Origin of the sequence: Alcaligenes faecalis, from assembly GCF_002443155.1 — a bacterium.
Classification (GTDB): Bacteria; Pseudomonadota; Gammaproteobacteria; order Burkholderiales; family Burkholderiaceae_B; genus Alcaligenes; species Alcaligenes faecalis.
Map to the genome: position 1 here is coordinate 2,209,512 of NZ_CP023667.1, position 19,287 is coordinate 2,228,798.

Sequence of the window (19,287 nt, forward strand, 5' to 3'; positions counted from 1 at the left end):
TCCCGTGCATCCATTCTTTCAATCTGCTGAGTTCTACTCGAAATCTCAGTATTGCAAACAGAGTTCGCTTGCAATGAAATCTATCTCTCTAGAACAGTTCCTAGCCAGAGTGCAGTCCCGCGACCCCAACCAGCCTGAATTCATGCAGGCCGTACGGGAAGTGATGACCAGCTTGTGGCCCTTCATCGAGAAAAACCCCCAGTACGCCGATCATGGTCTGCTCGAGCGTCTGGTCGAACCCGAACGTACCATCCAGTTTCGTATTTCCTGGGTAGATGATCGCGGTCAGGTTCAGGTCAATCGCGGTTTCCGTATTCAGCACAGCAATGCCATCGGTCCTTTCAAGGGCGGCATGCGCTTTCACCCTTCGGTGAACCTGTCCATTCTGAAGTTCCTGGCCTTTGAACAAACGTTCAAAAACGCCCTGACCACTCTGCCCATGGGCGGCGGCAAAGGCGGCTCGGACTTTGATCCCAAGGGCAAATCGGATGGCGAAGTGATGCGCTTTTGCCAGGCCCTGATTGTTGAGCTGTACCGTCACCTGGGTCCAGATACTGACGTTCCTGCCGGTGATATCGGCGTGGGCGCACGTGAAGTGGGCTTTATGGCCGGCATGATGAAAAAACTCTCCAACAGCGCAGCCAGTGTGTTCACCGGCAAGGATTTGTGCTTTGGCGGCAGCTTGATTCGTCCTGAGGCCACGGGGTATGGCACCGTATATTTCGCACAAGAAATGTTGGCTCGCAAAGGCCTGTCCTTTGACGGCATGACAGTTTCGGTGTCCGGTTCGGGCAATGTGGCTCAATACGCCATTGAAAAATGTCTGGATCTGGGCGCAAAAGTGGTTACCGTTTCCGACTCGCAAGGTTGCGTGGTGGACATGGACGGCTTTACCCGCGAAAAACTGGCTTCCCTGATGCACGTTAAAAATGTGCAACGTGGTCGTCTGGTGGATTACGCCAAAGAACACGGCTTGCTCTTTCAAGAAGGCAAACGTCCTTGGCACGTCCCTGTGGACATCGCTCTGCCTTGCGCAACCCAAAATGAGCTGGATGGCAAAGATGCTGAAGTCCTGATCAAGAACGGTGTGCGTTGCGTTGCCGAAGGCGCCAATATGCCCAGCACGCTGGACGCAGTCGATGCCTTTATCCACGCCAAGATTCTGTATGCCCCAGGCAAAGCCAGCAATGCAGGTGGTGTTGCCGTATCTGGTCTGGAAATGAGCCAAAACGCCCAGCGTTTGAGCTGGACACGCGAACAAGTTGACGCAAAGCTGCACTCCATCATGCGTGACATCCACGAAAATTGTGTGAACTATGGTCAAGAAAGCGACTTCATCCACTACGTTAACGGCGCCAATATTGCCGGCTTTGTCAAAGTCGCCAATGCCATGCGTCATCAAGGTGTTTATTAAGTTTTGCGCCTTGCTCAGTAGTCAAAAAAACCGCCCACAAGGCGGTTTTTTTTGTTTATGGCCAAACCGGAAGTGTCTGTCGCAGGTTTGGAATTATCTGCCCTTGAAAGTCCTGGTCCAGTTACCCGTGTAGAGTCACCCACCATGGTCGTAGCGAAGCCCTGCTTGTCTACAAACATGGCCGGAAACCAGACCAGAAACCAGGCAACAACATCAAGGCAGAAAAATATCCCCACGCTGTGCATAATACGGCCCAGCCCACCGAGCCAAAGGCCGATACACCTCCAGATCTACTTTCCCCTTCTCGTCCATCAAGGACGAATCAACGTGAAAAGCCAGCACTTCCATAATATGCAGCTGGTTCACGCCACGCCCTAAATCCACCACCTGATCCAGCTTGCACTCCATCTGCACGGCGGCCCCACCCAGGCGAGGCACGCGCACATGCTGGCTGGGCACCAGACTCCTGCCCAACTCCTGTACCTCGCTTTGACCGGGCGGCAAGGCAGCAGCACTGGCGTGAACCGCCGCCAGATCAGACTCGCGGCATAACTGCACCACACATTCTTTACTGGCCTGCAAATTACGGGCCGTATCCTTCAAGCTACCGTCATCATTACGGTTGATATTTATCGCCAGCATGGGCGGGCTGTGCGCCACGTAATTAAAGGAGCTGAACGGCGCCAGATTCACACTGCCCGACTCCTCCATAGTACATACCCAGGCAATAGGACGCGGCACGATCAGGGACGTCAGCAGGCGGTAAGCCATGCTGTCGTCCATGCCCTCGCAAGACAGACTGCGATAGCGGGGTGATATGTCAGTCGTGTGCATGGGTGGCCTAAATGAAGAGCTGAATGGTGGGTAAATAACCATCCACACTCAACAAGTCCACCCGCTTCTCCACGATCTCCCAAGCCTGATCGACGGCGCGCAAACGGTAGGAGGCAGTGGCAGGCAGAACCTCGGTTTTTTGCTTCTGATACTCCGAGTAAATCAGATTGGTGCGCACGGTATAGCAGCCGTCCTCGTCAGGATGTTCGGACTGAACGCGTGGATGTTGAATCACACGCAGGCCACGTACACCGGGTTGCAAGGAAAAGGCACGGTGATGCGACAGGCGATCAATACGCAAGCGCATCAACATACGATTTTCCAAGGCAATGCACATGCGCCCTTCCGGGCTTTCCTGGCCGGATTCACCGGGAATCCAGTACAGGCCATCTTGCGCGAATAGCTCGTACCAATCATCAAAATGCCCCTCATCCAGCAAGGCGTTCTCTTGCCATACAAAGTTCTGCAGGCTCTGTTGCAGGCTCGTCGTTTGGTCCAGACGCTGACCTTGCCCCTGGCTTTGCTGCGGATTCAATGGTTGTTGCTGTTGCTGCCCCTCTTGCAATGCATGCTGTACTTGGCCACTGCGCTGGCCCTGCTCTTGCGCCATCCCCATCACTCCTGCTCCTGCTGCTTCATGCCTTGCTTCCAGGCACGGTATTGGTTGCGTATGACCCATTCATTATTCGCATCGTCAAAGCTGCCCTTGCCCTGCTCACCTTCCTGCGCATCGTATTGACGCAGCAGATTCACCCACGGATTGCCTTGGGCTTTCAGGCTGGCTTGCTGGCTCTCGAACAAGTGCACATCGTCATGGGCGACAACACTCATGGGGGAGTAAACCAGACGGCTATAAGTCAGGCCGCGATCCAGCATTTCACGCGGTGCCCCTTTGGGCTGAAACACCCACACTTCCAGCAAGGTTCGGTCTACCGCCAAAGGTCGCAATACACGAATAATCTGCGGCGAACCCTTGGCTGCCATGCTGGGGTAAAACACCACATTTTGTGGATTGAAGCCCAGCACCCGAGCCGCTTTCTCCTCGCCCCAGGCTTCGTTCATCATGGCTTCGTAACCTGGAATCCCGGAGTAGTCGGTATGAATGCTGAACTTGGTGCCCAGAATGCTGTGCCCGTTCGGGTACGTTTCCACGCCCATACGTGAATAGAAGTCATAGCCCGAACCGAAGGGCAGCAATTGCTCCAGCGCGGTGGGGTCTTCTTCCTTGAACACTTCACCCACTTTGGCTGCCGAGCTGGAGGCCGACTCATGCGTGGAGATGGGATGCACGGTGTCGTTGATGTTCTCCATGTACATCTTCCAGTTGCAGTTGATGACGGTACGAATCGAACCGCCAGCCACCTGCAACTCCCCTTCCGGAGAGCGATCCGCCATATTGTCCAGGGCCTGCAACACATCACCGAAATACTCTTGCAGGCTGAACCCTTCCTTGCTGAGGCGGGCAAACACAAAGCCGCGATAGCTTTCTACCGCCCCCGGGGTGGACAGGCCGCCCGCAGCCGGACATTGTGAAAACTCCGTGTTTTCATAGGCATTTTTCAGCGGCACCGCCAGCAGCGAGCCATCCAGCCTATAGGTCCAGGCGTGGTATGGACAACGCAGCATCTTGCCCACATTACCGCTGGGTTCGCTGACCAGTCTGGCCCCCTTATGGGCGCAACGGTTCATCACCACCCGCACCGAGCCATCGCTATGGCGCAGCATGATGACGGGGCTTTGTGCCAAGGTCACCGATACATAATCGCCCGTTTTGGGCACCTGACTTTCATGGCCCACATAGAGCCAGGCACGGCTGAACAGCCGTTCCATTTCCAGTTGAAAGACGTCCTCGTCCAGATAGGCATCCCGATGGACCTGATGGTCCTGGGTCAGGCCCGACAAGGCGGCCTCGTTATTGGCATAACTCATAGTGCTTCCTGTAAATACGAGTAAAACGGGATTCAGACCGCCATAGCGGGTACTAAAGCGGGTGCAACCTTTCCCACGGCTTGGGATGGACAATCCAGAGGCGCAGGCCAGATCTGGCTGGAATCATCCGGCGGCACACTGCCCAGCAAAAGACAGGTATAGGGATGCTGCGGGTCGGCAAACACCTCGGCGGTATTTCCTTGCTCCACGACTTCACCGTTTTTCATCACCAGCACTCGTGTGCACAAATAGCGAATCACGGACAAGTCGTGCGAGATGAACACCACTGCGATGCCCAATTCCTTATTCAGTCGCAGCAAGAGATTCAAGATCAGCGCCTGCACCGACACATCCAGACCAGACACAATCTCGTCCGCCACCAACAGACGCGGCTGCACGCATAAGGCGCGGGCAATGTTCACGCGTTGCTTTTGCCCACCGGACAGTTCCGAGGGGAAACGCAAACCCGCATCCTGGGCAATGCCCACCTGCGCCATCAACTCGTCGGCTTTCTGACGACGCTGCTCGGGCGTCATCCCCGGCTGCAACTCCAGTACCTGCGTTACCAGTTGCTGTACGCTGCGGCGTGGGTTCAAGGCCGAATCCGGGTCCTGAAAGACCATCTGAATCGTCTGCGACAAGGACTCGCCCTGCCCTTTGGCAAACTGCTCGCGGGACTGACCTTGCACCAGCACTTGGCCACCGCTGGGCTGCAACAAACCCACCATCAAACGGGCGACGGTGCTTTTGCCACTGCCGCTTTCCCCCACCACGCCAACCATCTCGCCGGGGCGCACGCTCAATGACAGGGGCCGCAAGGCATACATCAGGCTACGGCGACCATTGCGTGTCACTCGGTAGCTACGCTCCACGCTCTGAAATTCAACCAGCGGGGCGGACTCGTCAGAAGGCCCTTGCGGCAGGACATGCAGCTGGGCTTGCGCCGCCACATCACGCGTCATACAGGGACCGGCACAACTGACCCAATGACCGGGTTTCACCGCTTCCAACTCTGGCGCGCGCTGTTCACAGACCGCATTACGCGTAGGACAACGACGGGCAAACCGACAACCCGGCAGATCCCGCATGTCTTTCAAGCCAGGCATGATGTCGGCCAGCGACGGCAAGGCGTACAAAGGGCCATTCAATGCTGGCGTCGCGTTCTTCAAGGCCCAGGAATAAGGATGCAAAGGTGTATCCAAAACATCTGCAGCAGGACCTTGTTCGACCACATCCCCGGCATACAGCACGGCCACCTCGTCACAGACGTGAGCAGCCATGCGCAGATCGTGGGTGATCAGAATCACGGCGGTTTGATGGCGCTGCTGCACATCGCGCAGAATCCGGATGATTTGCGCTTGGGTAATCACGTCCAAAGCCGTTGTCGGCTCATCAGCCACAATCAATTCCGGGTCGCCGGAAAAAGCCATGGCAATCAAGATACGCTGGCACTGTCCGCCGGAAAGCTCATGGGCATAGCGTCCCAGCAAGGACGGTGGATCAGGCAGACCCACTTCATGCAGACGTTCCAGGCAATATTGCTCGCGGGATGCACGGGGAATACCCAGTCGAGCCAAGTGCTCGAACATCTGCTGGCGTATGGTCAGCACCGGATTCAACGAGGACAAGGGCTCCTGCGGCACAAAAGCCACTTTGCGACCCAGCAGACGACGCATTTGTGCACCCGTGACCACTGAGCCCTGAAAACAGACCTGGCCCGAGGACAGACGCAGGTTGCTGGGCAACATGCCCGAGATCACCCGCCCTATCATGCTCTTGCCCGCGCCGGACTCCCCGACCAGACCCAAGGTGCGGCCTGCTTGCACTGCAAACGAGACCTTGCGCAGCAGTTCTACCGACTGCCCTTGTACCGGCACCGAGACACTGACTTGCTTGAATTCAATAACCGGCACGCTCATCAGTGCGCTCCTCGTTGCTTGAGCCGAGGATCCAGCGTGGTGCGCAAACCATCACTCAGCAAATTGAAACCCAGCACTGCAAACACAATGCCAATCACTGGCGCCATCAGACCCCAGCCTGCCTGGTAAATCTGGTCACGACCATCAGCCAGCATCACGCCCCAGGCCACCACATCAGAAGGAACAGAAAGGCCCACGAAACTGAGGATGGCTTCAACCACAATAGCCACCCCCATTTGCAGGCTGAACAAAGTGACGATTAGTGGCGCCACGCTAGGCAGCACTTCGCGCAGCATGATGCGCAGGTGGGAAAAGCCCAGCAAATGCGCGGCATACACATAATCACGCTGACGCACCACCAGCACTTCGGCCCGAACCACGCGATAAAAACGGGTCCAGTCCACCAGCACCACGGCCAGAATCACATTGAACAGACCCGTGCCCAAGCCCACCATCAACATCATGGAAAACACCACGGGCGGGAATGCCATCCACAACACCACCAGGGAGCTGACTCCCCGGTCGAACCAGCCACCGATATAACCGGCCAAAATCGCCAACACCGTGCCCAGCACCATGGTGCCGGCGGCGGCAGTCACTGCAACCTGAAAGGCCACGCGACTACCATAGATCAGGCGCGACAAAATACATCGCCCCAGGCCATCCGTTCCCAAGGGATACTGCGCCAGACCGCCGTCCTGCCACGCGGGAGGCAAGAGCGTGGCCAGCAAGTCCTGTGCATTAGGATCGTTGGGCGCCAGCAAGGGGGCAAACAAGGCCACCAGAGCAAAGATCAAGACCAGAGTGCCGCCAACCAGCACTTTGGGATGGGCTAGCACAGGCCGCAGCCGCGCTTGCCAGAAAGAATGTGGATGCGCGCTCATGCGGACCTCAGACGTGGATTCATAACGCTGTACAAGCCATCGACACAGAAGTTGACGGCCAACACCATCAAACAGAACACCAGGGCCACGCCCTGAATCAGGGGAAGGTCGTGGTTCTTGATGGCTTGCACCATCAGATTGCCAATACCGGGGAAGGAGAAAATGACTTCGATCAGCAAGGTGCCGCCAAACAAAAAGCCAAATTGCACGCCGATCAGGGTCAAGGTAGGCAGGGCCGCGTTTTTCAGCATGTGCACCAGCAGCACGCGCCATTCCGGCACACCACGCAGACGGGCGACATTCACGTACTGGCTATTGGCCGTTTCAATCAGGCTGGAGCGCAGCACACGAATCACGATGGGACTGAAAGCCAGGGCCAAGGCCAGGGCGGGCAGAAGCAAATGCGAAAAGGCATCCCACCAGGCTTGCCACTGACCGCGTATCAAGAGGTCAAACAGCAGAAAGCCCGTGCCGCCATCCACAGCGGGTGTCCCTTCCATCCGCCCCATAAAGGGCAGGACCGGGAACAGCACACCGAACACCACGATCAAAATAATGCCCCACAGAAAGGACGGCACTGACAGAAGCAGCACCAGCACAAAGTCGGCCACAAATTCGATCTTTTTCTTGTCCAGCAAGTACAGAACAAGGCCGCCGGGAATGGAGATCAGCAAAGCCATCAGCAAGCTGATACAGGCCAGCTCCAGCGTGGGTGGCAAAGCCTGGGCCAGCAAGCCTGTCACTGGCTGATGAAAGAAGATGGAGTTGCCCAGATTGCCGCGAAACACTCCGCTCAACCAAACCTGGTACTGATGCAAGGCCGAGCCATCCATGCCCAGCTCAACACGCAGCGCCTGCGCATCGGCTTCGGTGGCCGAAGGAGGCAGCATCATGCCCAGAGAGTCAGCGGGAATGACGCGCAGCATGAAGAACACGATCATGGACAGCAGGAACGCCGTCACCAGCACGAAGACGAGCTTGCGCGCCATCAGGAAGCAAACGTTTTTCATGAAGAGAACCGCAGGAGAAAATACGCCGGGAGGAACCCGGTAGACCACCCCGCAGCACGATGCTGCGGGGTGCATGAAAGGCTTACTGCCAGGAATATTCCTGCGGCAGGATGTAGCCCGTCTGATAGGTGTTGAGCTTCAAGCCCTTTTTGTAGGCAATGGTGGAGATGGACTGCAGCACCGGCAGACTCCAGGCCTGTTCCGCCGCTTCACGATTCAGCGCCTGATAACCGGCTACTCGCTTGTCCTCGTCCATCTGCCGGTTCAGCTCATCCAGGGTGCCCGCCAAACGCTCTTCTTTCCAGGTGGAAAAACGCAGGCGCGGATCCAGAATGCGGCCCGTGAAAATCTCCGGATCGCCCGTTGCATTGGCCCAGCTGTACAGCATCACACCCGTCAATTTGGACGAATGACTCAGCTCCAGATACTTGGCCACGGTAATTTCCTCAACCGTGGTCTGCACACCAATCTGGCTCCACATTTGCGCCACCGCACGGGCCACATCGTAGTCCGATGGGAAGGTGTTATTGGTGGAGTACAAGGTAATGGTCAACGGTTTTTCCGTGCTGTAACCCGCTTTGGCCAATTCCTCTACGGCTGCTTTCTTGTCGAAAGGAATGTTCAGATCAGGCACATCGCCGGGCGAGCCTTTGGTGGCCAGAACCGACAAGGGCTGCGCGACATTTTTGTAAAAAGCACGGGACAGACCGGCCTTGTCGATGGCCATGTTCATGGCACGACGTACATGCACGTCTTTAAAGCTTTCTACATAGCTGGGCATCTGCAAAATGTAGATCTCGCTATACGGGTAGACCTTGGCTTCCAGCTTGGGATTCTTCTCCAGACGGGCAATTTCGCGCACCGGGATCTGAACCGAGACATCAGCCCGACCGGACTCAACCGCAGCGACGCGTGCCGAGGAATCCGGCACAATTTCAAACACGACCTGCTTCAGGTCTGGCGCACCTTGCCAGTAGTCCTCAAAGGCTTCCAGAGTGATGCGGGAACCACGCTGATAATCGCTCAGCTTGTATGGGCCTGCGCCAATTGGGCGCTTCAGGAATTCCTCTTCCCCTACCTTCTCGAAATAGGCTTTGGGCAGGATATAGGCCGACAAGAAGGCCAGGCCTTTGGGGGCCGTTGGCGTGGGCGAACTGAAATGAATAATGGCTTCCAGCGGGCCGGTCACTTCCACCGACTTCAGAGTGGGCAACATGCCGTTCAGAGCCAGTGTTTTCTTGTTGATTGCACGATCGAAGGTGAATTTCAAATCCTCGGCCGTCATGTCGCTGCCGTCATGGAATTTCACCTTGCCGCGCAGCTTTACTTTCAAGGCCTGACCTTGCTCGTCTGCCCATTCCCAGGACTCGATCAGGCGTGGCGCCACCTTCAGATCGTCACCCACAAACAGGGGTGAATCAAACACGGCCTTGTAAATCGACTGGCCAGCCGGAAAGGTAACCGAGGTCGGGTCCCAGGACGGAATATCAACCGGAAACGCAATTTTCAGCTCGCTCCCGGCTGCCTGGCTGGCCGTCCCCCAGCCCATCATCAAGGCAGCCCCCAAGGCCAGCCCCACTACGCTTTTTCGCAACGCTTTCACCATGTGTCCCCTTTTGTTATGCACTTCATTCCAGCGCTAGTCCGCCTTGCGAAAAAGTATATAGTTTATTCTTAAATTAAATAGATAATGGTTTTCCCTATAATTTATTTGCTTTAATATCAACCTATTATCTAAAAACAAAACAATATACTTTTCATTTAAAATGACTGAATTCAAAGACAAATTAAGCTGGGATACGGCACAGGGCCAGATTTTGGACGCTGATCGGCGCTACTTGATGATGCGTGTCGACGTGTTGATGGGGCTGTTTCGCCGGCTGGATGAACCCGCCCGAACGCAGGCGCTGGATGCATTGGGGCAGGCCGTAATGGAACAAGGTGGTTTGTCTGCCCAAGCGTATTGGAAAGCCATTAATCACGACCCACAGGCCTTGCTGGACAGCATTGCCGACATCTCGGCACAGCTGGGTTGGGGGAACTGGGACATTCAAACAGAGGCCACGGGAGCTTTGCAGGTTCGCGTGCACAACAGCCCCTTTGCCTGGGGATTTGGCTCCCATGATCGGCCCCTGTGCCGGCCTATCGTTGGTATGCTTACAGCCGTCGGCCAACTGATCTACGATCAGCCCGTCCAGGTGCAGGAAACACACTGCTGCGCACAGGGACGCCATGCCGACTGCCTGTTCACCGTCTTACCCAAAACCAATGAATAAAAACCAGCCTGCCGCCCCCAAACTGAACATACGCCAGCAGGTCTACAAACACCTGCGCAGCCGCATGCGCAGTGGCGACATCAGCTATGACGACCGTCTGGTCGACCATGAAATTGCTGCGGAACTGCAAGTCTCGCGCATGCCTGTGCGCGAAGCCCTGCTGCAACTGACCAACGAAGGATTGCTGGAGGGCACCTCGCGCGGCTTCATGCTGCGGCGCTTCACCCCGGCCGATATTGCGCAGATTTTTGAAATACGCATGTTGCTCGAGCCTGAAGCGGCCGCTGCTGCCTGCTTGCAAGCCAATCTGGAAGGGTTGGCCTTGATGAACAAGGCGGCCAATGCCTCAGAAAAAGCCCATGCTGCCGCCGACCCCATGCAATACATGATTGCCAACGATGCGTTTCGGGAAAGCTGGATTTCGCTATGCCCCAACCCGCATTTGAGCACCATGATTTTTCGCCTGAGTGACCACGTAGAAGCGGTACGTCTGGCCACCTTGCGCGATACGCGCTATCGGGAACTGTCCATGCAGGCGACCCGTGGCATCCTGCAATCCTTTCTGGATAAAGATCCGGAACAGGCGCGCGAGCATGTACGCACGAATCTGCGTCATGCCTCCATGAGCTATTACGCAACGCTGGATGAAATGCTGGAGCGTCAGGCCGGCTAAGTGGCCTGTCCCCGCCAGTACCCACCAGCTGATTCAAGGCTGTGCTTTCTGATCCACTGCCTGTGCAATTACTTTGCCGATAGCCGCGATGGCCGCATTGCGCGCTTCCATCGAGGCTTTCGTTTCCGTGATGTAGACAGCAGCCACCAGCGGCGCACGCTCTGGTGGCCACATCACCGCCACCACCCCACGCGTGCCGTATCCTGCTGCTCCCGTTCGATCTGCCACGGTCCAGCTTTCAGGTACTCCCGCCCGCAGCAAAGGCCCACCCACTTCGTTATGGCGCAGCCAATCAGTCAGCCGATCACGGTCTGAGGTTTTAAGCGCATCGCCCAGGACCAGACTTTGCAAGGTCTGCACCATGGCTTGCGGGGTCGTTGTGTCGCGCAGGTCCCCGGGCGTGGCTTCATTCAGGCTGGGCTCATTACGGTCCAGACGCGTCACCGTATCGCCGATAGTGCGTAGAAAGGAGGTGACGGCCTGCGGTCCACCCAGCATCTCCAGCACCCCATTGGCGGCGGTATTGTCGCTGTTGCGCATCGTAATCGCACACAATTGGGCCGCTGACACATACTGGCCGATCAGGTTTTCCGTCGTAGGGGCGTAAGACTGAACAACTTCCTCTTTAATTAGCCAGGCCGTCTTCATCGCACCCGGACCTCTGGCCAACAAGGCGGAACAAATCAAGGCCTTGCTGGTGCTGGCCATGGGGAAACGTTCGTCGGCGCGATACTGCCAAAGCTGGCCATCTGCCGTATCCAGCACGGCCAGACCGATACGGGCCTGCAAGGACTGCTCAGCCTCTTGTGCCGCCTGAACCACCGGATGGGTTTGCGCCCCGACAGCATGGACAGACCAGCCAGCCAGAATCCATGTCACTGCCAGTCGTTTCAGTCTATGTGCACTCATCGGCCCATCCTTCACAAAGGGGTTAAAACACGCAAACAACTTGCAGCACCTCGAACTCAGGGAAACTCGCTATGAGTCAGGTCGCTGGCATCAAGGTTCAACACGCGGCTGTTTCTCTTGTTTCGCGGCACTGACCGCCGGCACCTCCAGCTCTTTCAGCTGGGGATCGTCAATCTTGCCCGTAACGGCGTAGGTAACCGACAGGTGACTGCTCATCGGAATCTGCATCAACCACTGCGTCAGCAAGGCCCCTACCCCCACCATGGGGTTGACAGTGAAATAAGCCGCAATCGCTGCGCCACTCATGTCCAGATTCGGGTCCACCACGGCAATCAAGTCCAGCGTTTCGTCCTTGATATCAACCCAACCCTTCAGGCTGATCGCCCCCGCCGGGCCCTTGATCTGATAATTGTCCAGTTCCAGCTTGCCCTGCGACAGGTTCATGCGCCCGGTCAGGCTATCAAATGCAAACCCCTCCTTCACCGCACCGAACAAGTCCAGATCCAGGCGGCTCAAGCGCGAGATGGACTGCAGGCTGAGCAGCTCCAGCAATTTGGCCGAGCGTGATTTCAGGCTGATAAAACGCCCTTTACGCAAATCCACATTGAACTGGCCGCGAATGTTGCGCTTGTCAAAAGACCAGGGAAAATCGCCCCAGAACAAGGCCGCCTGCACGGTTCCGTCGCCATCCTTGATGGACTCGGTCAGCAAACCGCTGACATCTACAAACTGTCCCAGATTGCTCACCTGACTATTGGCAACCAATTCCAGCCCGCGCTGCGGCCCAGTCAATGCCAAAGAGCCGTAACCGTGCAGTTGCATCCCTTGGGCATTCAAGGAAAAGTTCTCCAGCGTCCACTTTGCTCCTTTTCCAGCAGGCTTGCCCTTGGCTTCCAGCTTGCCAAAGCGCACGCCCTGTATCTGCAAGTCATCCACCTTGAACGAGATTGCGGGCAAGAGCAGATCGTCATTCATGGGCTGTTCAGCGTCGGGCCAGGCCCAATCGGGCCTGCCACTATCAAGGTACAAATGAGAGAAATTGGCATTGAACATGCCGATGTAGCGACCATCTTGATGCTGGGCCTGCAAACGCCCCTCTGCCTGCTTGGCCTTCAGGCGCAAAAACAGTCTGCCAGCGGCATCTTCCGTGCTTTCCATCTCCAGCTGATCCAGCACTTGCCCTCTGAAAAATGCCTGATCCGCTTGCAGGCGCACCCGCTCCAGCAAAGGCAGCAAGGGACGGCCCGAAGGCGTCAACGGACTGCCATCCAGATTCTGACCAAACTCCTCGACCACCCTCTCCCAGGCATCCAGATCCATACGGTCATGACGGCTATGCAGTTCCAGACCGCGTTTGGGCCAGTTCACCAGCCCCGGCGTCCCCATGCTGCCACTTTGAAAATAGCTGCCTTGGCGCGAGCCTTGGGCATGCAACAAGTTCAGCAAAAAGGTCTGTCTATCTTCCAGGCTGATCTGCAAACGGTCCATTTTTGCGGCGGAGTCGCTACTCCAATCCGCCTTCAATTTGGCTGCGCGCTCGGCAGGCTTGTGGAAAGGCTCGGGCAAGTTCAGCGCCAGCCCCGTCAGATCGGACTCCACACCAAAGGAAAAAGAGCTCTTGGCATCCAGCTTCATCAGCACCTTGTAGGGAGTCTGGCCCTGCAAGCGCTGTACGCCCTTCAGTTCCAGGTACTGCTCCAGACCTTGCGCAGTCAGCACACCATTGAGCTGCAAACCGGGCTTGCCGGGTTCCAGCACACCGCTGATCTGGGTATCACCGCCCAGCATCTTGCCCGTCAGCGTCCGGGCACTGACACCCTTTTCACTAAAGGCCAGTTCGCCGCTCAAGGCCGTAAACGAGGGGGCTTCAGGCATGTACTGAAACTCGCCATTGCTCATCTGGATTTGGCCCTGTACCTGGGTGTCGTCCGCATTATCCAGAGGAATCTGCAAATTGATGGGTACGGTCCAATCCCCTTTGACGCGACTGTCGACCAGCAAACCATCCAGCAAGGCATTCAAGGGCGATTGATGAACCAGGGCCAGATAACTGGTCGCCGGAGCCTGCGACACGCCCTCAAGCTTCAAAAAGCTGTTTTGCTCCAAGGAAGTAATGTGGGTCTGAATATCGCGCAGTGCAATATCCTGCTGCTTGGCGATAGGCATACGCGCCTGCTGGGCCACAATGTCCAGATTGTCGTTATGCATGCGTATGCTGCCTTGCACGCCTTCCAGACGCGGCCAGGCCAAACGCTGGGGACGGGCGGGCTGATAATCCACAATCCCATCGTCCAATCTACCAGCCACTTCAAAACTGCCATCCTCCGGACTCAAGCCATACGGAAAGGTATCCAGCCCCCCTTGCAGCCGGATTGTTCCGTCTCGCACTGCCCCCTGCACCAATCCAGCCTGCATCCATTCGCGCGCCAGAGGGTTGACCGTCAAAGGCAGATAATTCACCAAAGCCGCCAGATTCAGGTGCTTGAATTGCCCCTGCCAATCGGCCACACCGGCCTCGAACTTGGCATCCTCACGCCAGCTTCCTGTTAATTGCGCATCCAGGTCAGGATTGCGAAAAGCAAGATTCATTTTGCTGACGCTGAGTCTGGCCTGCTCATCGCGGTGAACGGTCCCTTGAGCATTGAGCTGATCCACCGCCAGGTATTGGGCAAACAAATCCGGCACACGCAGGCCAAAGCCAGTCATTGCCAGCGCCCACTGGACATCACCACTTTGCTTGCCTTGGGCCAGTGCTTGCAAATCGTTCAGACCACCCTCCAGCTCCAGACTGGCCTGCTCCAGCTGCAGGCGATCTTCGCTCTCAGTCAGTACGGCCATATCCCGCACTTGAGCAAGCAGTTGCATCTGTATGGTCTGCTCGGCCTTGGGCTGGCTGGCCTGCGCACGCATATTGACCCAGCCCCTGTCCAAGGCCACTGGCACGTCCAGCCATGGGCGCAGCGCGGGTGCGTCTACTGCCTTGGCCTGTGCCGTCATTTCCCAAGGCAGATCCAGCACATCCACATTTTCAGGCAGACGACGTTTGCCTTGTACACGCAAGGACAGGGCCAGGGATTCACCCAGATTGGCTGGCAAGGCGGTAGCCAGGTTCACCTCGTGCCAGCCCTGTCGATAGCCAATCTGCCATTCAATCGCGGGCAGGTGCAAGGCAGGTGCGCCGCGCATATCATCCTGCCATTGCAAGGACATGCCCTGAATGCGGATACCACGCTGCTCCAGCAGCCAGCGAACCGGCCCTTGCCATGCTTCCGGTTCTGAGGGCGCACTCTCATCATTCAAATCCAGCACTTGGCCCATCACCAGAATCTGTCCCTGGGGGTCGCGCCGTACCGGAATCGTCAAACCCTGCACATCCAGCTGACGCAACTGCAGCGAACCACTGAACAAGGACTTCCAGCTGATATCGGCCTGCAGCTTGGGCAACTGCAACATGGGCTCCTGCCCGGGTTCTGCCAGCGACAGATTCGTCACGGAAAGATGGGGATTCCAGCCCTGCCAGTCGCCTTTTAATTCTTGAATCCGGACTTGCAGGCCGGTTTGTTCGCTGATTTTCTGCACCAGATAGGGACGCAGATTGTCCAGCTGGGGCACGAACAAATAACGTAGCCCGACAAGGCTTAGCATCAGCGCAAAATAGAGCACCAGCGCCAGTCGCACAAGCCCTCGAACTACCATGCAATCAATTCCCGAGTATAGTTAGATGCGGTCATTTCCGGCCTAGTCAGACAAGTCATTTCACTTGCCGTTCCCCCTTATCCGAAAAGCCTCTTATCGTATGAGCCAGTCCATTATATTGAAGCCCGTGATGCAATGGTCCGGCCCCTTGCGTCGAAAAGTAAACGCTCAACCACAATTTGGAACGTGGTTGGAAGAGCAAGCCCAGCACCCTGTCACCCCCGCACTGATTACGCAATGGTATAGGACTTTGCTGCCCGAACCCGATAATGATCGTCTGGCACAAGTGCGCCAGGCCTTGCGCCAACTGCGCGAGCGGGTTTTCCTGGTGCTGATGATCCGCGATATCAATGGCCTGGCGCCCTTGGAAGAAGTCATGCAGGCCATGAGCAGCCTGGCTGATCTTGCCGTGGCACAAGCCTATGAAACCGTGGCGCAGCAACTGGCGGAAATCCACGGTATTCCTAAAAATTCGGAAACTGGCCTGCCCCAGGAGATGATTATTTTGGGTATGGGCAAGCTGGGCGGGAGGGAATTAAACGTTTCCTCGGACATTGACCTGATCATGCTTTACGACGAGGACGGCGAAACCGATGGCCGCCGCCCCCTGAGCTATCACGAGTTTTACGGCAAAGTTACCCAGCGCATGATGCCCGTGCTGTCCGATACGGATGCCTTCGGCCAGGTGTTTCGTACCGACTTGCGCCTGCGCCCGGACGGCGATTCCGGGCCGCTGGCCTGGAGCATGCAGGCACTGGAAAACTATCTGGTCAACCAGGGCCGGGAATGGGAACGCTATGCCTGGATCAAGGCCCGCCCCATCAAGGCCCAGGCCTTTGAAGGCAGCCGCAGCGCGGGTGATGTGCATCACTTCGAAGCGCTGCGTACCCCTTTTGTGTACCGCAAATATTTTGACTTTGATGCCCTGTCCGCCCTACGCGGCCTGCGCGAGCGCATCCGTCAGGACTGGACACGCCGCGCCCTGAACCGCAATGGCGTGGAGACCTGGCACAACATCAAGCTGGGGGATGGCGGGATTCGAGAAATTGAGTTTGTGGTTCAGCTCAATCAACTGATACGCGGTGGACGACAGCCTTCCCTGCAAACAACTAGCCTGCACAAGGCTTTGCGCGGTCAATGCGCGGCCGGACTGCTGGACCAGGAGGTCTGCGACAAGCTGCTGGCCGCCTATACCTTCTTGCGGCGTGTCGAACACCGCCTGCAGTACCGTGAGGACGAGCAAACCCATTTGCTGCCCCAGGACGAAGAACTGCGCGCCGAATTGGCGGCCACCTTAGACCTGAGCCTGGCCGATTTCGACGAGCAGCTAGGCCAGCACCGAAAATTTGTGTCGCATACCTTCCGCAATGCCTTCCGTCTGGCAGGTATGGGCGAGGAAGCCAGTGCCGAACCTCCTGCCGCGGCCGCCCCCGCCCCTGAAGTCAACAGCGCCGAGCAGGATCAGGCTTTGCAGGAACGCATCGAACAATTGCGTCAGGCCCTGCTGAACAGCCATCGCCTGCGCAGCCTGCCCAACGCCAGCCTGGATCGCGTACAACGCTTGATTCCTCTGGCCGAGGACTACGCCTACCGCTCCGAAAACCCGGAAATGACGGCGACCCGGCTCTTTAACCTGATCGAGCTGATTGCCCAGCGCAGCGCCTATCTGGCTTTGCTGGCTGAATACCCGGACACGCTGGCCCGCGTTGCCCGTATTGTTTCGGCCAGCCCCTGGGCCGCGCAGTATCTGTCTCAGTATCCGCTCCTGCTGGACAGTCTGATCGAATGGCATTCGCTGATGGAAATTCCGGACTTTGCGGCCCTGTCCGAGCAAATGTGCCGCGATCTGGACGCGTGCCGCCTGCCCGATGGCCAGGCCGACGTCGAACAGCAAATGAACATGATGCGCGACTGGCAGCACCAGATCACCTTCCAGTTGCTGGCTCAGGATCTGGAAGGCGTGCTGACGGTGGAGGCCTTGGCCGACCAGCTCTCGGCCCTGGCCGACATGATGCTGGCCGAAACGCTGGAACGTACCTGGCCTCTGACGCGCCCCCGCAGCCTGGGCCCCGAACATGACACCCCGCCCCGCTTTGCCGTCATTGCCTATGGCAAGCTGGGCGGCAAGGAAATTGGCTACGCCTCGGACCTGGATCTGGTGTTTTTGTACGACGACCCCAGCCAGGACAATGTGGAGCGCTACATCAAGCTGGCCCGCCGCATGACCAGTTGGTTGTCCGCCATGACCTCCTCCGGCCGTCTCTACGATATTGATCTGCGATTGCGCCCGGATGGGGATGCCGGTTTGCTGGCTGTCAGCGTGGATGCCTTCGAGCAGTATCAAACCCGCAGTGCCTGGTCCTGGGAGCACCAGGCCATTACCCGCGCCCGTTTTGTGACCGGGGATGCCCAGATCAAGGAACGTTTCGATGAAATCCGCCGCTCCATCTTGCTGATGGAACGGGACCGTCGCAAACTGCGCGCCGACATTCTGGACATGCGTGACAAGATCAGTGCCGGGCACCCCAATCGCAGCGAGCTGTTTGACTTGAAACACGACCGTGGCGGCATGGTGGATGTGGAGTTCATCACCCAGTATCTGGTGCTGTGCCATAGCCGCGAGCATCCCAAACTGCTGGAAAACCTGGGCAATATCGCCTTGCTGGGCATTGCCGCGCAGGCGGGCCTGATCGCGGTCGACCATGCTCAGGAGGTGGCCGATGCCTACCGCGCCCTGCGCCGTCGTCAGCACGCTTTGCGTCTGGAAGGAGCAGAAAAAGCCCGTGTGCCGCAAACCGAGCTGACCCAGGAGCGGCAGGCCGTTACGCGACTATGGGACGAGGTCCTGGGGTACTAAGGCAACAGATTGATTTCACTAAACTTTGCCAAGAATCTACAATAGTCGCATTGATTTATTGTGCGACCGACTCGGGACGCCTTTTTACTCGGATTCAGATTCATGTCCACTCAGCTCAATCGTCCAGTTTTAACCATGCCGGAGAAGCGCGAGAAATTGCTGCTGCACTCCTGCTGCGCCCCCTGTTCGGGCGAGGTGATGGAGGCCTTGCACGCCTCGGGGATTGAATACACCGTTTTTTTCTACAACCCCAATATCCATCCTGTACGCGAGTACGAACTGCGCAAGCAGGAAAACATCCGCTTTGCCGAACAGCACGGCATCGAGTTCATTGACGCCGACTACGACGTAGATAACTGGTTTGAACGTGTACGCGGCCTGGAGCACGCTCCCGAGCGTGGCGAGCGCTGCACGGTCTGCTTTGACATGCGCTTTGAGCGCACGGCCCTCTACGCCCATGAAAATGGCTACGACATCATCTCCAGCGTGCTGGGTATTTCGCGCTGGAAAGACATGAACCAGATCAACGACTGTGGCGAACGCGCCGCAGCCCGTTATCCGGAGATGAAGTACTGGACCTACAACTGGCGCAAAGGTGGCGGCTCGCAACGCATGCTGGAAATCAGCAAACGCGAGAATTTCTATCAGCAGGAATACTGCGGTTGCGTGTACTCGCTGCGGGACACCAACCGCCACCGCCGTTCGCAAGGCCGCCCTCGTGTCGAGATCGGTGTGAAGTTCTACGGCAAGGATGAACTGGACCTGACACCGCCTCCGGCTCCGGCACACGAGAACGCCTAAGCAAAGCCTGACCGTTCGTCCTGACGGACTCAGCACACCTGGCTGAAACAGCCTCTGCTTGACAGTTGTCCCTTATACGAGCAGT

Annotated in this window: 14 protein-coding genes; 5 read left to right on the plus strand and 9 right to left on the minus strand. The window is 57.1% G+C overall.

What is annotated here, in order from left to right:
• Nucleotides 1-73: 73 nt before the first annotated feature.
• Nucleotides 74-1,414 carry an NADP-specific glutamate dehydrogenase gene (gene gdhA, locus CPY64_RS10400; protein ID WP_042481600.1) on the plus strand — a complete coding sequence of 447 codons (1,341 nt, stop codon included), beginning with the start codon at nt 74-76 and terminating at the stop codon, nt 1,412-1,414.
• Nucleotides 1,415-1,627: 213 nt separating this feature from the next.
• On the opposite strand, the gene CPY64_RS10405 is transcribed toward gdhA, so the two are convergent.
• From CPY64_RS10405 to CPY64_RS10435, 7 genes are all read right to left on the minus strand, one after another.
• Nucleotides 1,628-2,248: a flavin reductase family protein gene (locus tag CPY64_RS10405; protein WP_157766850.1), complete on the minus strand. Its 621-nt coding sequence runs from the start codon at nt 2,246-2,248 to the stop codon at nt 1,628-1,630.
• A gap of 7 nt (nt 2,249-2,255) precedes the next feature.
• Complete coding sequence (locus CPY64_RS10410; protein ID WP_157766851.1) at nt 2,256-2,858, minus strand: aromatic-ring-hydroxylating dioxygenase subunit beta; 603 nt, start codon at nt 2,856-2,858, stop codon at nt 2,256-2,258.
• Between the two features lie 5 nt (nt 2,859-2,863).
• On the minus strand, nt 2,864-4,177 hold the full coding sequence (locus CPY64_RS10415) for an aromatic ring-hydroxylating oxygenase subunit alpha (protein ID WP_042481606.1): 1,314 nt from the start codon (nt 4,175-4,177) through the stop codon (nt 2,864-2,866).
• A gap of 32 nt (nt 4,178-4,209) precedes the next feature.
• Nucleotides 4,210-6,096 carry a dipeptide ABC transporter ATP-binding protein gene (locus CPY64_RS10420; protein WP_042481608.1) on the minus strand — a complete coding sequence of 629 codons (1,887 nt, stop codon included), beginning with the start codon at nt 6,094-6,096 and terminating at the stop codon, nt 4,210-4,212.
• The gene (locus CPY64_RS10425) at nt 6,096-6,980 is read right to left on the minus strand and encodes an ABC transporter permease (protein WP_042481611.1); all 885 of its coding nucleotides are present in this window, start codon (nt 6,978-6,980) and stop codon (nt 6,096-6,098) included. The genes CPY64_RS10420 and CPY64_RS10425 overlap by 1 nt, the downstream gene beginning before the upstream one ends.
• Nucleotides 6,977-7,990, minus strand: a complete 1,014-nt coding sequence (locus CPY64_RS10430) for an ABC transporter permease (protein WP_042481614.1) — start codon at nt 7,988-7,990, stop codon at nt 6,977-6,979. Before CPY64_RS10430 ends, CPY64_RS10425 begins: the two co-directional genes overlap by 4 nt.
• Nucleotides 7,991-8,072: 82 nt before the next feature.
• Nucleotides 8,073-9,596 (minus strand): ABC transporter substrate-binding protein, encoded by a 1,524-nt coding sequence (locus tag CPY64_RS10435; RefSeq protein ID WP_042481616.1) that lies wholly within the window; start codon nt 9,594-9,596, stop codon nt 8,073-8,075.
• A 160-nt stretch (nt 9,597-9,756) separates the two neighbouring features.
• Between CPY64_RS10435 and CPY64_RS10440 the strand changes: the two genes are divergently transcribed.
• Together CPY64_RS10440 and CPY64_RS10445 are read left to right on the plus strand one after the other, a co-directional pair.
• Nucleotides 9,757-10,266, plus strand: a complete 510-nt coding sequence (locus tag CPY64_RS10440; protein ID WP_042481619.1) for a V4R domain-containing protein — start codon at nt 9,757-9,759, stop codon at nt 10,264-10,266.
• Nucleotides 10,259-10,939, plus strand: a complete 681-nt coding sequence (locus CPY64_RS10445) for a GntR family transcriptional regulator (protein WP_042481621.1) — start codon at nt 10,259-10,261, stop codon at nt 10,937-10,939. The genes CPY64_RS10440 and CPY64_RS10445 overlap by 8 nt, the downstream gene beginning before the upstream one ends.
• 33 nt (nt 10,940-10,972) lie before the next feature.
• On the opposite strand, the gene bla is transcribed toward CPY64_RS10445, so the two are convergent.
• Complete coding sequence (gene bla / locus CPY64_RS10450; protein WP_042481623.1) at nt 10,973-11,848, minus strand: class A beta-lactamase; 876 nt, start codon at nt 11,846-11,848, stop codon at nt 10,973-10,975.
• Nucleotides 11,849-11,938: 90 nt separating this feature from the next.
• On the minus strand, nt 11,939-15,544 hold the full coding sequence (locus CPY64_RS10455; RefSeq protein WP_042481626.1) for a YhdP family protein: 3,606 nt from the start codon (nt 15,542-15,544) through the stop codon (nt 11,939-11,941).
• Nucleotides 15,545-15,644: 100 nt separating this feature from the next.
• On the opposite strand from CPY64_RS10455, the gene glnE reads away from it, so the two are divergent.
• Nucleotides 15,645-18,401: a bifunctional [glutamate--ammonia ligase]-adenylyl-L-tyrosine phosphorylase/[glutamate--ammonia-ligase] adenylyltransferase gene (gene glnE / locus CPY64_RS10460; RefSeq protein WP_042481628.1), complete on the plus strand. Its 2,757-nt coding sequence runs from the start codon at nt 15,645-15,647 to the stop codon at nt 18,399-18,401.
• Between the two features lie 102 nt (nt 18,402-18,503).
• Nucleotides 18,504-19,202 (plus strand): epoxyqueuosine reductase QueH, encoded by a 699-nt coding sequence (locus CPY64_RS10465; protein ID WP_026483517.1) that lies wholly within the window; start codon nt 18,504-18,506, stop codon nt 19,200-19,202.
• Nucleotides 19,203-19,287: the final 85 nt, after the last annotated feature.

Coding starts and splice junctions, on each gene's coding strand:
- CPY64_RS10425 (WP_042481611.1), bottom strand. CDS start 6,980: ATGAGCGCGCATCCACATTCTTTCTGGCAAGCGCGGCTGCGGCCTGTG.
- gdhA (WP_042481600.1), top strand. CDS start 74: ATGAAATCTATCTCTCTAGAACAGTTCCTAGCCAGAGTGCAGTCCCGC.
- CPY64_RS10420 (WP_042481608.1), bottom strand. CDS start 6,096: ATGAGCGTGCCGGTTATTGAATTCAAGCAAGTCAGTGTCTCGGTGCCG.
- CPY64_RS10455 (WP_042481626.1), bottom strand. CDS start 15,544: ATGGTAGTTCGAGGGCTTGTGCGACTGGCGCTGGTGCTCTATTTTGCG.
- CPY64_RS10435 (WP_042481616.1), bottom strand. CDS start 9,596: ATGGTGAAAGCGTTGCGAAAAAGCGTAGTGGGGCTGGCCTTGGGGGCT.
- CPY64_RS10430 (WP_042481614.1), bottom strand. CDS start 7,990: ATGAAAAACGTTTGCTTCCTGATGGCGCGCAAGCTCGTCTTCGTGCTG.
- CPY64_RS10415 (WP_042481606.1), bottom strand. CDS start 4,177: ATGAGTTATGCCAATAACGAGGCCGCCTTGTCGGGCCTGACCCAGGAC.
- CPY64_RS10440 (WP_042481619.1), top strand. CDS start 9,757: ATGACTGAATTCAAAGACAAATTAAGCTGGGATACGGCACAGGGCCAG.
- CPY64_RS10405 (WP_157766850.1), bottom strand. CDS start 2,248: ATGCACACGACTGACATATCACCCCGCTATCGCAGTCTGTCTTGCGAG.
- bla (WP_042481623.1), bottom strand. CDS start 11,848: ATGAGTGCACATAGACTGAAACGACTGGCAGTGACATGGATTCTGGCT.
- glnE (WP_042481628.1), top strand. CDS start 15,645: ATGAGCCAGTCCATTATATTGAAGCCCGTGATGCAATGGTCCGGCCCC.
- CPY64_RS10445 (WP_042481621.1), top strand. CDS start 10,259: ATGAATAAAAACCAGCCTGCCGCCCCCAAACTGAACATACGCCAGCAG.
- CPY64_RS10410 (WP_157766851.1), bottom strand. CDS start 2,858: ATGGCGCAAGAGCAGGGCCAGCGCAGTGGCCAAGTACAGCATGCATTG.
- CPY64_RS10465 (WP_026483517.1), top strand. CDS start 18,504: ATGTCCACTCAGCTCAATCGTCCAGTTTTAACCATGCCGGAGAAGCGC.